Consider the following 15,461-nt stretch of genomic DNA (forward strand, 5'->3'; position numbering starts at 1 on the left):
CTGCTCTACCATTTCCAGAAAAAGAATAGCCAACACTTTTTCGAGTTGATTCACGACTGCAAAGAGACGGTCAACACCCTATTTTTCACTGTTTTTAAGACCTTTGAAAAATACAGGCCCTATATTACGAACGCACTCGAGCTAGATGACTCAAACGCCAAGCTCGAGGCAACTAACAAGCTTATCAAAGATATCAAGCGTCAAGGGTTTGGTTATCGTAATTTCCCTAACTTCAAGAAACGGATTTATCTTATCTTGAACAGCAAAAAAGAGAGAACCAACTGGGTTCTCTCCAGAACTTAGCTTTTCATCACCCACTATAGTTGACAAAGAGCCGAGAGATTTTTGTGTCTATACAGTAAGAGCAGACTGAGCAAGAAGGCTGACAGTGTGATTAGGCCTGTCACATACTTTTCAAAAAAGCTCCTACTGATAAAGAAATTAAAGAAAACAGCCAAACCCAGAAAAGCGGTAACAATCTGAACAATCCTTATCAGTGTTCTTTCTTTCCAAGGAGAGTTTAAAACCTTGCCATAGAGCAAATAACTATAGCCAAAGAAAGACCAGAGTAAAAATAAAGCAAAATTAACTGGCCGCAGCCAAAGCGGAAAAACCGTATAAATACCTCCAAAAACCAATCGTCCAAATGGGGCTCCCAGCAACAGCAGGAAATGCAAAGTTGCTTGAGAGAACCAAAGAACCGCATTGAGCCAAGCTAATATTTTCACTCTCATATCCTTCTCCTATTATGAATTAGTAAGGCGGTCTTTGAAGGATAACCTCACAAAACAAGCCTAGCAAATTGTACGTTAAACAAGTGAAAGAAAGAACAGAACCTATACAAACCAGTGAGCGGCACAAAGACCAGCTAATATTTTTCTGCCATTTAAAAATTTTTTATACGATAGTCCCTTTCAAATGTGGATTGGCTAACAACCTTACCATTGGTTAAATCAATAACATCTCCAATATTCCCAATAGCATACATTCCATAGCCATAATTACGATCATCCTTCGCCCATTTTGGATACAAGGCCGGCATCAAAATGCGCAGCCTGTCATCTAGCCAGACAAGTTCATTTTTGCCAAAGGCATCGGAGACCCACTGCGGCCGACTGCCTTCTTTGGTAATTCTCCAAATTTCTACTTCTTGACTTTTGTAAAAAGCTTTCAAAATAGTTTTTCCTTCATTTTGTGAACCACTCTTATTGGATTAATTTCATATTTATCCTAATATTTCAGAAAACGGCAGATAATCGATAGTAAACTCAATAGATTGACTATCTTTTTCGTTGAGTCCTGTCCTTTTCAAAAAGGCTTCCTGAAAATCTTCAAAAGATAGTTCAGAGTGACAAATCCAATGCTTACCATTTGTAATATACCATTTCCCTAATGGTTTAAAACTGTCGGTAAATACCAAATCTGCCTGCAATTCATCGAGATTGATGACATAAACTTGTTCATGTGTATTTTCTGGAAAGATAATTTTTTTAACCATTTTTTTAGCTTCAGCTATTGACATAATTGTCCTCCAACTTTCAGTAAAAAATTAATTAATTTTAACACCATCATTGTAAACTTTTTCCTCATATTGGTAAAGTACTTGAAATAGCATTCTAATGATATACCAAAACATCTAAATGGATCGCAAATCTCGTCCTAAGCTAATTAAACCAATGATATTTGAATTCCTTATCCATGGTCTATTTTTTTTCAAGCTCTTTCTTATTTTGAAATATTATTTTGTATAATACTGAAAGAAATAAACCGATAAAATAATAAAACAACCATTTTGAACCCCAAAAAGCAGTTATTACTCCTGCAGCAAGAAAATATAAGATGTTCTTTTGACTCCTTAACCTCATAGCCTAACTCCCCTCGTAATCAACTTTACCACCAGCAAGTAGCTCCAAAAACAGTTTTTTGTCATCGCGATTGACAGCTTTAGTTTAGCAGAAATTTCGAATAATTTTCGTCTATGTCATGAAATGTCGTTTTTTTGTCGTGAACGGTACAATTTCTCATTTTGGGCTATCTTTTGTAGAAGATAAAATGCTCTTGGCAGTTCTGCTAAGTTTCATTAATCCCATTTTTTAGCATAACAAAACCAGCCCTTCTTTTGAGCTGGTTTTGTTTATTTTATAGTTCTGCTTTTATTCAACATCTGCCATGTATTCTTCAAAAGACTGCCAGTGGCTGACATCTTCTGGCAGGGGGTGGGCATAATAAACCATCTTTAACTTGCGGCTAAGCAGGATATTCCACGTTTTCGTCAGCAGAGGATTATCATACAAAAGCACTTGTTCCAAAGGATAGAGATCACCAACAACAGCCTCTCCGCTGTCCAGTACCAAAGACACACTGTCCTCACTATGACCCGGCGTATGGATAATCTCACCTGCAATTCCCAAATCTGCCAAGAAGCTTCTGCTATTGGCACAAGAAAGTAAGTAAACAGCCTCATCATCAATCGGTTTAAAATTACGGTTGCCTTCTTTTCCAAAGATATAGTCTGACTGATGGATAAAGTCTTTCTGTACATCCATAACTACCAGCTGAATTCCTAAGTCCATCAAATCCTGCGCTAATCCCATATGATCAGGGTGATAATGGCTTATAAGGAGATAATCAATAGCGTCAAGTGTCATCTTTTCTTGCTTAATGGCCTTGAAAAATTGCGGCAGAGTTCCCGCCCAGTCGGTATCAACCAGCAATGTCCCCTTACTACCTTTGATGAGATAGGTCCTGGTATTGCCGTACATCAGCTCTCTTAACATATCAGATTCCTTGATCTTTTAAGGCGTCAGCTAAACGGCCAAAATCGGCAATCGATAAGGCTTCACCTCGGACACTCAGTGTTAGCCCTGCCATTTCCAAAGCCTGCGTCAATTTCTCTTTGACATCTTCCGATTTGCCAAAGCGGTTGGTCAGGTTATTCCAAAGGGTCTTGCGGCGGTGCACGAAACTAGCTTTGGCGATATCAAAAAAGAAATCTTCATCCTGAACCGCAACTAAAGGCTGATCTCTGCGCACCATTTTTAAAATCGCACTGTCAACATTGGGTGCCGGCACAAAGACTGTGCGTGGCACAATAAAGGCGACCTTGGCGTCCATGTAATACTGCACCGCGATAGACAGAGAGCCGTAAGCCTTGGTATTAGGTTCAGCCGAAATGCGATCCGCCACCTCTTTTTGCATCATGACCACAAACTCGGCAAAAGGAATCTTGCTCTCAATCAGATGCATCAGAATCGGTGTCGTGATGTAATAAGGAAGATTAGCAACGACTTTAATCGGCAGGTCAGGATTTTTAAACGCTTGAATCTGTGTCTGCAAGTCTGCTTTCAAAATATCCTCATTGACTACCTGCACATTGTCAAAATCACGCAGTGTATCTGCCAAAATCGGAATCAGACGGTCATCAATCTCAAAAGCCATGACCTCTGCAGCCTTCTCTGCCAGAAACTCGGTCAACGCTCCAATACCCGGCCCAATCTCAATCACATTGACATTTTCGTCAATCTCAGCAGTGTCCACAATTTTCTGTAAAATATTAGTATCAGTCAGGAAATTCTGACCGAAAGACTTCTTAAAAGTAAACCCGTGACGCTCAAGGATAGCCTTGGTCACGCTATAATCTGCAATTCTCATGTGTTTCTTTCTAATTTTTCAAGTTCAACTAAAAGCCGTTGCTTCATCTGTCCTAATTCATCGCCCGAAATTCGATATCTATCAGCATACATTTCTTCAAACGGAAGCCACCAAACGGGACCTTTACCCTCTTGTCCATAATTCCCTAAATCGCCTGCTTTTCTCGGAAAAAGATGCCAATGCAAGTGACTATCTCCATTTCCCAGACTTTCAATATTCATCTTTTCAGCTGAAAAAGCTGTGCTAACTGCTTGTGACACCTCTGCCATTTCAGACAAGTGTTTATCACCAAATTCCTTAGGTAAATGATGCAACTCCGTTACATGCTCTTTGCACAGAAAAATCGTATAACCTTTAAAATGCTGATGGTCACCGATGACAACGTAGCCCGTTTCTAATTCTTTAACAAAGTAAGGATTAGCATTTGATTTAATCATTTTGATTCGTTCACAAATTAGGCACATTTCTTTTCCCTGCTCTATTCCAAATCGTTTTCTAGCTCAACCTCTCTATTGTAGCATAATGCGGTTGAGTGCGGTAGCTTATCCATATCATTTTCCCCTGCATTATCTTTACTTTTGGGCAGAATTGCGCTTACGATGATTTCCCAAACCAAATAGCAAAACCTGTAAGCCATAGTGAAGTACAAGCAACACTCCTACTATATTTTTAAGCAATAGGTTGATAGGAAATTTTACACCGGCCGCATCTGATGCATAAGGTTCTTGAGGTAAAAGTAAAGCTAAGCTCCATAAAATTGTCTGTCCACCGACCAAAACTTGTAATAATTTCTGTTGGGGAATCTTTCCTAAACAGAAAAAGATGAGACCGACCAGAGGAAAACCCACAAAGATAAGGGGCAATCCAAAAGTAAAGGCTGATACAAGCAAATACCCTCACCATAAATGACAAAAGTATTAAAAGTTACCAATAATAAACTGATAACAAGAAAAGCGAACATTCCTACCCTAATGAAAGGAGTATGGTAAAAACGCTCTAACGGCTTCCATTTCTCAAAACGGTAGAGTAGCCATAAAATAGAGATTTGAATCAGATAAGGGACTACAAAAAACCAAACACAGCAACTCCCATCTCTATTTCCTTCTCTTTACATCTGCGACAGCTTCCAAAAAACTTCCAATTTTCTCATTGTTGCCGTAATACCAAGCTTCTTCTCTAAAAAATTCGTATTCAGCCGTTTCTTTTCGGCATCACGTGGTAGATAAAGATACAGACATTCACTGCTGGCAGCAAACAATTCATCACCAAAGTCTTGCTCTAGGAGCTGAGCGATTTTCTCCGAAGGCAGTGCATCATTAGTAAAAGCCAGATGAACACGTGAGCTATCATATCCGTCATCAAAAGGATTCTCCTGGGCAGCCCTTATTAGTTGCTCAGAGTTTTTGACAATAACGGATAAATCCGCTCCAATTTTTTCTAAAATTGTATCATGAACAAGATTTTTGATGTCTTTATCGGCTAAATCCGTCTCGCAAACAATATTCCCGCTCTGAATATAGGTTTCTACGGACTGCAAACCTGCCATCTCTAGAATTTCTCTAAGATAAGCCATCTTGGGAATTTTATTTTTACCAACAGGTGTGACACCGCGCAGAAGGATAATCGTTTTCTCCATCAGGTCTCCTTACTCTGAGAATGAGGACATCAATCTAGCATAAGCGGCAACATCTCCCGTAGAGAAGTAGTCAAACCAAGCTTCGATTGTTTTGTTAGCATACAAGTCTAATTTTTCAACAATCAGTTTTGCCCACGATAGTGAGCCGGCAGAGCTTGCTGTAATCAGATTGCTATCACAAACAGCCACATCATCCTTGTAATATCTCTGTCCAGTATACTGAGGACTCATTTCTGGGTAAAAAGGAGCATTGCTCGTATGGAAACGTGTATTTAAGGCACTATGGTCAGCCAGCCCCAAGGTAGCACCGCAGATAGCGGCAACCAAGAATCCCTCCTGTAACAACTTGGCCGCAAGGTTCAAAATAGCTGCTTGTTCCTCATCCAGCCAAGTCTCACCGCCAATGAGCACCAAAGCTGCTGTACTTGCAACATCTATATCATCTAGACTTAAATCTGGTACTAGAGTAATTCCGCTGGCTGTCCTAATCGGCGCTTTTGTCCTGCCTACCGTCTTAAAAGAAACCTTGGGCTTTTTCAGCATAGTCTGCAGGCTCAGAGCTTGCATTAGATAGCCATGTTCCCAATCGGCCATGGTATCTTGGACGTACATATAAACGGTTTTCATCATTCCTGCCTTTCATACACACTCATGTTAGATAACTTTTTCCATGTATTTACCTCACAGAGTACCTAAGTATAGTTTTTTGCTTGTTTTCAGCTGTTCTGTTGCGATTGCTTAGGTAGATTTCTCTGTGAAAATCAGCCGTTCTTGTAAGGCTGAGTTCATTGGCAAGTTGATCCATCAATGCAAAAGATTTAGGTTCATCATCGTAGCTTCCGACGTGTAAGATCTGAATAGCTTTGCCGTCTTTTACTTCTTCAAAGCCTATCTCATCATACAAGTCATTAGGCTTTTTCTTTCTGACAGTCTCAAGTGCTTTGGTAAACTCTCTCTGTGTTATAAAATCAGGCTGTTTAATCATCAGCGTATAGGTCAGTTTGTTTTTATCAAATGCTGACTCATCACCATTTTCCCAAAGTCCCTCCAGAGGATAGACGGTAAAATCCGTCACTTCAGCATCGGACCTGTCTTTCATGTCTTTCTTATACTGCATCTTGATAGCATAGGCTAGTGCGTATAAGGCAGATATTCTCTCTGAAAAATCCGCTTCATTAGGATTGCCCTGGCCTCTTATCATGATAAACTGCTGTTTGGGTACTTCTGCTACGACCGGTGTCTGCTTAACACCATAAAGTGCTTTTTCCTGTTTTCGCCATTCGTATTTCATGGTCTAGTCCTCCTGTATTTGATAACTCTATTGTACAGGAAGATACTTGACACCATTTGTCAGGTTATATATTTTTTTGCCATTTTAGTAGTCATTTCTCTCATTTGCTTTCGGACATTCTCTGGTTCTAAGACTTCTACTGCATCTCCAAAGGAAAGAATATAGCGATAAAGGTTGTCGTTATTAGGCAGTTCTATCTCAGCACAGAGATTGCCATCTTTATCTTCTGCAGCATGTTCAGCCATTTCATCGTAAACCCTAAAAGCTACTGTTTTATCAAATTTCAGTTTGACTGCTACTGTATCTTCAGTCTTTACTTCCCTTGGCAAAACAATACTGTCGAATTGATCGTCAAAGCTTTCCGAACACGTTTCAAAGGCTTTGATACGAGACAGTTTAAAATATCTAAAATCATTTCTGAGCAAACAAAAACCATAGACATACCAATCCCAGCTTTTAAATAAAAGCCTGACGGGTTTGACTTCTCTATAGGTCTCTTCTTTACTGCTGGAAAAATATCGGAATTTCACAATATTTTTATTGATAATAGCCGACTTTATGTCCCTAAATAATTCACCATAGGCTTTATTCCCCTGCCAACTGTCAAAATCAACCTCTATCCAATTGGTGTTTTTCATTTTGAAGAGAGCCGACAGTTTTGTCAGAAGCTCATTCTCATATTCTTTACTTGTTCCCTCCAGACCTTTCAAGGCGATCAAAATCTGCTCTTGTTCCTCCCCAGAGAGCAGTGATTTCCTCAGTACAAAGTCATCAGAAATTTCGATGCCGCCACCCTTGCCTTGAGTCGCATAAATCGGAATTCCCGCACTGCTGATAACATCGATATCTCGGTATATGGTCCTGACCGAGACTTCATATTTCTCAGCCAATTCATTAGCCGTTACTTTACCCTTCTCTAGGACGTAGTATAGAATTTTAAACAGTCTATTATTCTTCATGATTCAATCGCTCCTACAGCTAGGACAGCTCAAGCTTGATAGAGATTGCCGGATTAAGATATTTTTTGCTCAACAAAAGCTTCAAAACCTTCTGCAAACTTACTTGGGAAAAATTCGGTAACCTCATACTCTGCGATAGCATTTCTGCTGAAGGGATCTTCCGCAAGAATGGTATTTAGCTCATCTTCACTTTCAGCATTACAGAGAATAATCCCTCCTGTCCTTGGATTTTTACGCCCCGAAGCGATAAAATTCCCAGATTCATAATACTTATCTAAGAAAGCGACATGGGCTTCCAGATATTTTTCCACATCTTCCAATGGTTTCACATAGTTTAAACTAACGATATACATATTAACGACCTCCACTAGTATCGTTTCCCACCATTTTCTCAATTTACCAAAGAGTTTTAAGCCTTGAGATGTTGTTTCCCGCTTATAGACTATGCTCAATTCAATATATTATCATTGATCAATTCCTAGTATTCCTGACAATATAAGAATACTGTATTTAATACATCTAAAAACAGATAAAGAATCTGAGAGGTAAATTGAATCGTTAGCATCTCATTTGATATATCTATATAATGGACAAATCTATTCCTATAATCACGCCCTATCTCTTGTCCATTACCCGTTTTTGATAAAAAGAAGGATAAATTTCTTATATAGGGGGTTCCAAAAAGTTTTCTCAACTCCTCATTGCTATCACTTAGCAAAGGACCCAAAGTAATAGAACTAGGAACATACTTTTTATCTTTAGCAAGATGTAAATAAATCAAACGTAGTAACTTTTCAATCATCACAAAAGTTAAAATATTTGTATTATAGCATTGCGTCCTTAGAAGTAATGTATTTTTTCACGATAAGCTTTTAGAAGGGAAATCGAGTTAAGCAATAATATTACTGCTTCCTTCATGTCTTCTTTAGAGTTTAAACAGCGGCTAATAAATTCAATCTGAGAATAGATTGTAACTTGAAATTTTTTCAACGATTCCGAATCATTTATAATTTCATAAATAAACAAAGATGAAACCTGTAAGTGAGCATCTAAAAGCTGCTGATGTGTTCTCGTAAAATAATCGTCTGTTTTATCACTAGAACTGAATAAATCTAATAATTCTTTAGGCTTTGGCTTAAGTAAAGACAAACAACTGACTATGTGCTTCTTTTGATTTAACTCTCCAATTTTATGAGTCAATTCTATTATATCACTTTCAGGCGCTTTAAATTTTTCCAAAATACTTTGATATGGAATTTCATAAGAGAAAGATTGTCCATTCTCAACAATATAGTTATTAACAAAATTATTAACTTTATCCACTGCAAATTTAAACGTATTAGCTAGTGGACTTTTAATACTTATCAAGAACTCTTGGAATTTTGTATAAACTGTTTCCAAAATAAGAACATCTCGAGTCTCACACCCTTTACCATTGCACTCCTTAGCAATAACCAATAGCCTATCAAAAATATCTTTGACTATACCATCAGTAATTTCATTGATATCAGAATTTCTTTTAGATTTTAAATGTTTCAAAATGTCTAATGCTTCAGATAAATATGTCCAATAGTTTTTCTCCAAAAACTCAACGTTTATTATTTCTTTTATATATTTTGGATTTCATCATGAAAACCGGTAGGATATTTCGCAATGATATCAATTGTGATATTTTCAATATAATCAATCGGGAGATTAAAAATTTCTACATAATCAATCGGGAGATTAAAAATTTCTACAAATTTATTTTGAATGTATTCAATTAAGATTTCAGGTCCAACTTTATTATTATTTTTTGCTTTAGAACATAAGTTCGTTATCTGCTTAGCATCATCGCTACTTAATTTATCCAAATTAGAATCTTCAACAACCGAGATCTGTTCGAAAATTAAATAAGTAATATAGCCTTCAATATTCTCAATGATTGATAATTCAACATTTACCAACTTTTCAAAGTTTTTATAGTTATCTAAAATCTGATTTATAATTTGAGAAACTATAAATTCTGACTTTTCATGTTGCAAATAACAGTGCAAATTATTCTCATAAAAGTCCTTAACAATCAATGTCATAACCCCCATAAATTATAAATCCAAAATTCATCCACAACCCTCCATCACTTCCTAAAATTCCCAATAGGTTCTAGGTATACACGAGCATACGTAGTCATGACACCATTCACTCTTTATTAAGTATTAATCCGTAAAATATCCGTCAGCGCCTTGTTACGATAGATTAGATCATCTCTTGCTGTGAATCCGCACTTTTCCCAGAAGTCATTATCAACCTGTTAAAACAACGATAGCTGATAGACCGCGTCGCAGTCATCTATTGTCATTGTTCTAATTCGCATGGCCGTCTCCTATCCCTTAGGTTTCATCAATCATCAACTTTACAAAACCGTCTTCTTCGGCATTGTAAACGTGTTTCCCAATAATAGAACGAAGTTTTTGGATATCTGCTAAGTCAGGGCTGGCAAATTCCAGATAGTTTTTTTCAGAATCCGCTGTATTCATATCCCTATAAAAATCGCTAATATAACAGTAAAATTCCTCCAAAATATCCTCCAGAGGATACTGCGATATAGCCTCACCAGCTCCCTCACCCAAGTCGGGCTCCTGTACAAAAGACAATGAAGTCACATACTGAAGTTCTCCGCTCTCATCTTTGGTCTGATAAATGCCTGATTCAACTTTTTCATAATTAGTTTGTTGATATTTTTCTGCCTGATAATTTTCAATAGCCTTCATATTTGCACTCCTTTATACCTAGTTCTCTATAATTAGTGAACTGCTATCAGGGTTTCCGAGTAAGGATAAGGTAAGGTATTTATCTCCGCCATCGTCAGGATCGAGACTTCTTTCAGCAGACTCTCTCAATCCTTTGGAATTAACAAGCAAATCAACACCTGCAGCCGGAACTTCTACTGCGATTTTATTGCTTTGTTCCCAGTCAATCTGGCAATAAACTTCATGCATACCTTCTGCTACTGGAAATTCTAATTTCCCTCCGCGCTTAATCTTTCCGACACATTCATCATCAATGAAAACTTTGAATTTCCGAAACATGTTGGCACCTTTTGTGCCTCTTTCTAATCTGATTGCAGCCATTTGCTTTCCTCCGATCTTTAACTTTCCTGATAACTTTTACATTCTTATGTTTTTAAAAAAGTAAGTCTTCATCATCTGACATCCGTCTCACAAATGATGTTTCAGCTCTGGATATAGGTTTGAATAAAAGTCAGACCAGCTTATGTCAGGATTTTCCTAAGATAAGCCATCTTGGGAATTTTATTTTTACTGACGGGCATGACATCGTGTAGAAGACTGATTTTTTATTAACTAATCCACCCAGCCTAATTTGTAACAATAAACGTCACAGATACATCCTAACACGTTTTTGATATGCTTGATAGGCGGCACCAAATTTTATGAAACACTCCCTTTCCTCCGCCAGTATGATAAAGTGAGCTGACAGTTGAAAAATAGCTAGGAAAATGAGCAATACTAGCGACCGAGTCAGTATCACCATGCCTAAAAAGAAAACAAAATAAGCAAGATACATTGGGTGACGAGACACCGCATAAACTCCTTTCGTATTCAATCCCTTTTCATCAGGCTTGGCAAAATCCTTCATGACCAAAATAAGAAGCAGGCTACCTAAAAAATAGACTCCTAACCCTAAATAGAAAAAAGGAGATAAAGAAAGACTGACTTTCAGAAAGAAAGGAACAACCATGAGCATAAGGGTTGATAATTGATAAAGATAATAAGCAATCATTTCTTTCCCTTGCATGGGAGCAAAATGGGCTGCCCGCCCCGTTGCTTTCCTATCCAAGAGTGAGAGAAAAATAAATCGGATAAACAGGAAAGGAACTAGCAGATAAAAAGCTGGCATAGGATTTCTTCCTTAACTATTTAGACTCATCAACTAATTGGCCGAAAGGACTTAAATCCGTAAAAACGCGTGTTAGATATGCGCCACACTTTGGACAATTAATATTCTCAAAATCTCGATTTCCTTCCACAATAGACCTATTATCATATTCAACTAAGCTATTACATTCTTTACATCTAATTCTTTGCAACATCACTATTCTCCACAATTTTTTATTATTTCATATATTTGTCTATGCTTAATCTTGCAATAACTGTCGGGCACATCCTCTGATATCTGCAATTCTAATTCCTGCCCTCGCTTAATTTTTCCAACGCATTCGTTATCAATGAAAACTTTGAATTTCCGAAACATGTTGGCACCCTTTGTGCCTCTTGCTAATCTGATTGCAGCCATTTGCTTTCCTCCAATCTTTAACTTTCCTGATAATCCGTTATCGCTCTTTCAACTTCCGCTAAAGTCACACCAAAAAGTTCCAAGCGTTTGAGGAGCTGTTTGCCGTTGGTATAGCCGATGCGCAGTTTCTCTCCCAAATATTCCCGGCGCTTGCGGCTGTCTGCTCCCATCAGCAACCCTAGGCGCATAAGGTCTGATTTGGTAATGTCAAAATGATTAACATCATCGTAGTGACCCAGCACGCCAGACAGAGCCTTTTGTAAGTCCTCAAAGCTGGCGTGCTCGACACCAAGCGAGCGCCCTTTTGTTTTTGATTTAGGAACGGCTTCTCCGCGATTGAGAAAGGCATGCTTAGCTGTCGGCACGGCTTCCATGATAATCTTGCGGATACGCTCTCCGTTGTAATCGGGATCTGTAAAGACAATTACCCCGCGCAGCTCATTGAGTTTTCCAATGCGCTCCAGATCTTCATCCGTGATGGCAGAGCCGCGGGTTTCGTAAGTATCCACATCATAAAAGCGGCGTAAATTAGCAGTGTCACTCTTGCCTTCAACGACAAGGACTTCTTGTATTTTGATTTTTTCCATAATATCTATTTTTTGAACAGCTACTTAAGTGGTTGGGGCGGTAGCAGCCAGCAAGCTGTCTCATACCTAATTGTCGAGCCTAAGGTCTCGCCAATTCCCCCGCCTAATAGCATTCGCTATTAGGCTTATAACCACAGCGTAGCTGTTCGGAGTAGGCTCGCTTTGCTCGCCTCTAATCCTCTAATCTAAACAATTTCCTTGCATTCTCATAAGTAGCTTTTGCCACTTCTTCGCTCGTTAAATCCCGCAGCTCTGCGATTTTATCGACGACGTAGCGGGTGTAGGCTGTCTTGTTTTCCCGGCCGCGTTTAGGCACTGGAGCTAAGTAGGGGGCGTCTGTTTCAACGAGGATTTTATCCAGCGGTAATTGAGCCGCTGCTTCCTGCACATCCAGAGCTTTCTTAAAAGTCACCACACCTGAGAAAGAAATCATCATTCCTAGATCAACAAAGCGCTGAGCCATTTCCAAAGACCCCGAATAAGAATGCATAATCCCGCCGCGTGAGCCGACACCGACCTCCTTGATGACCTCATAGGTGTCCTCAAGAGCATCGCGAGTATGAACGACAAAGGGCAGGTCATGGTCTTTGGAGAGCTGGATCTGACGTTTGAAAACTTCAATCTGGACTTCCTTAGGATCCTCCATCCAGTGATAGTCAAGGCCAATCTCGCCCAGAGCAATGACTTTGGAATCATGCAGGTGTGAGACAATCAGATCCTCCGCCTCTTGAGTGTAAGAACCGGCCTCAGTCGGATGCCATCCGATGGTTGAGTAGATTTCAGGATACTGCTCAGCCAGCTCAAGAGCGCGCTTAATGGTCGGTCGGTCAAAACCGACAACGTTGTGACGCGTCACACCAAGTTCCTTGGCAAGAGCTAACTCCTCGTCTTCACGCCCGGTAAAATTCTCAATGTTTAAATGTGTGTGTGTGTCAAAGATATTCATGCCTTCATTATATCAAAAAAGCCCAAGGAAAACACCTTGAGCTTTGAGAAGTTTCTTCGGAAATAAATCATTAGAAACATCTTGCGGTGTGTACAAAAAACTGCACAAAATCAAGATTTTTAGCGATTGGCCTTGCTCTGTCCATTCAGCCAGTCGAAAATATTGCTGTACTCTTTGCCGTCAGCAATCGCCTTGCTGGCACCGCCCTGAGTTGGATTGGTGGCAACTAAGCCATTCAAACCGTCCATTGAGCTGATATTAGAGGTGCTTTGAACGCCATTTACCTGATCATTGAAAAAGTAGACCCAAGACCAGTGTCCGTTGTAGTTCATGTTTGGCATCTCAGTGCCTGCAACACTTTCATAATAGGAAATCCATTTATTGTCAGTTTTAGCATCCATCAAAGCTTTATAGAAAGGCAGGGCACTGCTGGATGGTGCCACGGTGGTATCTGTTGCTGCATGAATCAGCCACATGGGCTGGTCCTTAAGAGCCTTCAGACTATTGTCATCTAAGCTGTAGCTGGTTTTACCATTCTCATTGTTGGTTTGGTAAGAATAAGGAGCGGCAATTGGCACCAGAGCCGCAAAATAATCAGGATATTTAATTCCCATATCTAAAGTCATGCCGCCTCCGTTAGAGGCTCCGGCAAGGTAAATGCGGTCTGCATCAACATCAGGATGATTGGCAACATAGGCTTTTATGGTCTCCATCAGAGCATCAGAATATTGATCAGCCGACCAAGGAGTTGGTGCCTGAACAGCTAAAACATAGGCTCCGGTCTGCGCTCCTCCTCCTGTTGAGGTGAAATGATTTTGAATGCCGTCTTTCGTCAGATTGACCACTTCACTTGACAGAAGCGGAAAATTGATATCTGTACCGGCTTCACCAACTCCATGCAGCCAGACAATCAGGGGATTTTTTTCTCCTCCGGCAGCCGACTGAGGCGCATAAGCTGCATACTGCAGGCTGCTTGTCCCGCGTTCTGAAAATCGATCGGCCGACGGAGTAAGCCGATTATTAATCGCTTCTTGTTCAGAGTTGATGGTCTGAATACGGCGGCTGCGTGCCGGCAGTGCTTTGAGCCCCTCAACTTTTACTGTATAGCTGTCAACCCAGGCATTTCTGTAGGTATTTAAATTAAAGGTAAAAGGAGATGCGCTTTGGGAAGGATTATCTGCATTATAGGTCACTTCTAATTCCAAGGTCACATACCTGCTTCTGGCACCCCTTTGCAGAGCATTCCCGCGTTCATCTGAAAGATAGCTTGCTTTCACCTGCCTGCTAATACCGGCTGTTGTGACCGATGTCTGGGAATCAGCAGCAGCTCCTCTTAAATTCTGATTGGTTTCAAGGACGATTTTTGAAACTCCCGGACCAAATTCATAGCTGTCAATGACCAGATTGGTCTTTGAAACGGCAATAGTATTGCCAAACGCTTTGACCTTAAGGCTTCCTGTAAACACAAGCACCCCCAAGGCTAAAAACAGCAAACCCTTTATCCATTTATGCATAGTAACAACTCCTTTTCGTTTTTCTTAAAATCTCCCACAACAGCCCTGATTCAGCGCGTTATTATGAGTTGTGTTCCACTTTATAGTTTTCTTAAAAAGCTGTCAATAGCCTTAACAGAATCTTAACTTGGTTTTACACAATGTAACTCTTTTCATACATAAATACAATAAAAAAGCAGCCTTTGCCGCACTTTTGTCTAGAAAACAGCTTGACGTTGCAGTCTGATCTACCACCAAATTTCAAAAAAAATCCTGCTCTTTTCAGAAAGAAGGCTCTATAATATCTGTAGTGGGTAACGCCACTTTGGATATTGTAGAGCTTTTTGAATACACAAAAAGCCTCATAAGACTTATAATGAAAAGCGCCTAAACCATCATTAGAAAGTAACTTATGAGACACCTTAAGAATACCACAGAATTACTCGGAATAAAAGACCCACACATCAAAATAATCTTGGCTTCTCAGCACCAATCTCACATTGAGGTGCAAGCCACCCTTGATTATCCCGCTCCTTCTTGCCCTCATTGCCAAGGCAAAATGATCAAATACGACTGGCAGAGACCTTCTAAAATTCCTCTCCTTG

At 39.5% G+C, this 15,461-nt stretch carries 22 protein-coding genes and 1 pseudogene; 2 read left to right on the forward strand and 21 right to left on the reverse strand.

All coding sequences use genetic code 11. The features are described from left to right. On the forward strand, positions 1-303 hold a 303-nt coding region (locus G573_RS0101280; protein WP_027975033.1), incomplete at its 5' end, for a transposase. A 14-nt stretch (positions 304-317) separates the two neighbouring features. Here G573_RS0101280 and G573_RS0101285 read toward each other — a convergent pair. From G573_RS0101285 to G573_RS0101385, 21 genes are all read right to left on the reverse strand, one after another. After that, a complete protein-coding gene (locus G573_RS0101285; RefSeq protein WP_027975034.1) occupies positions 318-734 on the reverse strand; it encodes a hypothetical protein in 417 nt (138 codons plus the stop codon). A gap of 152 nt (positions 735-886) precedes the next feature. Next, on the reverse strand, positions 887-1,174 hold the full coding sequence (locus G573_RS0101290) for a hypothetical protein (RefSeq protein WP_027975035.1): 288 nt from the start codon (positions 1,172-1,174) through the stop codon (positions 887-889). A 51-nt stretch (positions 1,175-1,225) separates the two neighbouring features. Further along, entirely contained in the window at positions 1,226-1,522 is a 297-nt protein-coding gene (locus G573_RS0101295) for a DUF3884 family protein (RefSeq protein ID WP_027975036.1), read from the reverse strand. Between the two features lie 631 nt (positions 1,523-2,153). Beyond that, positions 2,154-2,777, reverse strand: a complete 624-nt coding sequence (locus tag G573_RS10795; RefSeq protein ID WP_051175681.1) for an MBL fold metallo-hydrolase — start codon at positions 2,775-2,777, stop codon at positions 2,154-2,156. 1 nt (position 2,778) lies between these two features. Beyond that, positions 2,779-3,651, reverse strand: coding sequence for a 16S rRNA (adenine(1518)-N(6)/adenine(1519)-N(6))-dimethyltransferase RsmA (rsmA, locus tag G573_RS0101310; protein ID WP_027975037.1), 873 nt, complete (start codon positions 3,649-3,651; stop codon positions 2,779-2,781). Then, on the reverse strand, positions 3,648-4,115 hold the full coding sequence (locus tag G573_RS0101315) for an HIT family protein (RefSeq protein ID WP_027975038.1): 468 nt from the start codon (positions 4,113-4,115) through the stop codon (positions 3,648-3,650). Before G573_RS0101315 ends, rsmA begins: the two co-directional genes overlap by 4 nt. A gap of 108 nt (positions 4,116-4,223) precedes the next feature. After that, positions 4,224-4,541, reverse strand: a complete 318-nt coding sequence (locus G573_RS0101320) for a hypothetical protein (RefSeq protein WP_027975039.1) — start codon at positions 4,539-4,541, stop codon at positions 4,224-4,226. A gap of 218 nt (positions 4,542-4,759) precedes the next feature. Continuing rightward, positions 4,760-5,287, reverse strand: coding sequence for a DUF1697 domain-containing protein (locus G573_RS0101325; protein ID WP_027975040.1), 528 nt, complete (start codon positions 5,285-5,287; stop codon positions 4,760-4,762). Between the two features lie 9 nt (positions 5,288-5,296). After that, positions 5,297-5,914 carry a DJ-1/PfpI family protein gene (locus G573_RS0101330; RefSeq protein ID WP_027975041.1) on the reverse strand — a complete coding sequence of 206 codons (618 nt, stop codon included), beginning with the start codon at positions 5,912-5,914 and terminating at the stop codon, positions 5,297-5,299. Positions 5,915-5,963: 49 nt separating this feature from the next. Continuing rightward, complete coding sequence (locus G573_RS0101335) at positions 5,964-6,578, reverse strand: GyrI-like domain-containing protein (protein WP_027975042.1); 615 nt, start codon at positions 6,576-6,578, stop codon at positions 5,964-5,966. Between the two features lie 59 nt (positions 6,579-6,637). Continuing rightward, complete coding sequence (locus tag G573_RS0101340; protein WP_027975043.1) at positions 6,638-7,537, reverse strand: helix-turn-helix transcriptional regulator; 900 nt, start codon at positions 7,535-7,537, stop codon at positions 6,638-6,640. A 53-nt stretch (positions 7,538-7,590) separates the two neighbouring features. After that, positions 7,591-7,890 (reverse strand): YciI family protein, encoded by a 300-nt coding sequence (locus G573_RS0101345; protein WP_027975044.1) that lies wholly within the window; start codon positions 7,888-7,890, stop codon positions 7,591-7,593. Positions 7,891-8,377: 487 nt separating this feature from the next. Further along, positions 8,378-9,076 (reverse strand): hypothetical protein, encoded by a 699-nt coding sequence (locus tag G573_RS11600; protein WP_245543124.1) that lies wholly within the window; start codon positions 9,074-9,076, stop codon positions 8,378-8,380. Positions 9,077-9,144: 68 nt separating this feature from the next. Further along, complete coding sequence (locus G573_RS11605; RefSeq protein ID WP_245543125.1) at positions 9,145-9,609, reverse strand: hypothetical protein; 465 nt, start codon at positions 9,607-9,609, stop codon at positions 9,145-9,147. A 297-nt stretch (positions 9,610-9,906) separates the two neighbouring features. Beyond that, entirely contained in the window at positions 9,907-10,287 is a 381-nt protein-coding gene (locus G573_RS0101355) for a hypothetical protein (RefSeq protein WP_027975045.1), read from the reverse strand. A gap of 18 nt (positions 10,288-10,305) precedes the next feature. Further along, the gene (locus G573_RS0101360) at positions 10,306-10,647 is read right to left on the reverse strand and encodes a hypothetical protein (RefSeq protein ID WP_027975046.1); all 342 of its coding nucleotides are present in this window, start codon (positions 10,645-10,647) and stop codon (positions 10,306-10,308) included. Between the two features lie 265 nt (positions 10,648-10,912). Further along, on the reverse strand, positions 10,913-11,434 hold the full coding sequence (locus G573_RS0101365) for a methyltransferase family protein (RefSeq protein WP_027975047.1): 522 nt from the start codon (positions 11,432-11,434) through the stop codon (positions 10,913-10,915). A gap of 195 nt (positions 11,435-11,629) precedes the next feature. Then, positions 11,630-11,830 (reverse strand): hypothetical protein, encoded by a 201-nt coding sequence (locus G573_RS10805; protein ID WP_037586674.1) that lies wholly within the window; start codon positions 11,828-11,830, stop codon positions 11,630-11,632. 17 nt (positions 11,831-11,847) lie between these two features. Next, on the reverse strand, positions 11,848-12,420 hold the full coding sequence (gene rnmV / locus G573_RS0101375; protein ID WP_027975048.1) for a ribonuclease M5: 573 nt from the start codon (positions 12,418-12,420) through the stop codon (positions 11,848-11,850). 169 nt (positions 12,421-12,589) lie between these two features. Then, positions 12,590-13,363, reverse strand: coding sequence for a TatD family hydrolase (locus G573_RS0101380; RefSeq protein ID WP_027975049.1), 774 nt, complete (start codon positions 13,361-13,363; stop codon positions 12,590-12,592). Between the two features lie 119 nt (positions 13,364-13,482). Continuing rightward, complete coding sequence (locus G573_RS0101385; protein ID WP_027975050.1) at positions 13,483-14,877, reverse strand: PHB depolymerase family esterase; 1,395 nt, start codon at positions 14,875-14,877, stop codon at positions 13,483-13,485. A 391-nt stretch (positions 14,878-15,268) separates the two neighbouring features. On the opposite strand from G573_RS0101385, the pseudogene G573_RS11485 reads away from it, so the two are divergent. Further along, positions 15,269-15,461, forward strand: a pseudogene (locus tag G573_RS11485) (ISL3 family transposase); the annotation flags it as partial.

The organism is Streptococcus devriesei DSM 19639, assembly GCF_000423725.1.
Taxonomy (GTDB): domain Bacteria; phylum Bacillota; class Bacilli; order Lactobacillales; family Streptococcaceae; genus Streptococcus; species Streptococcus devriesei.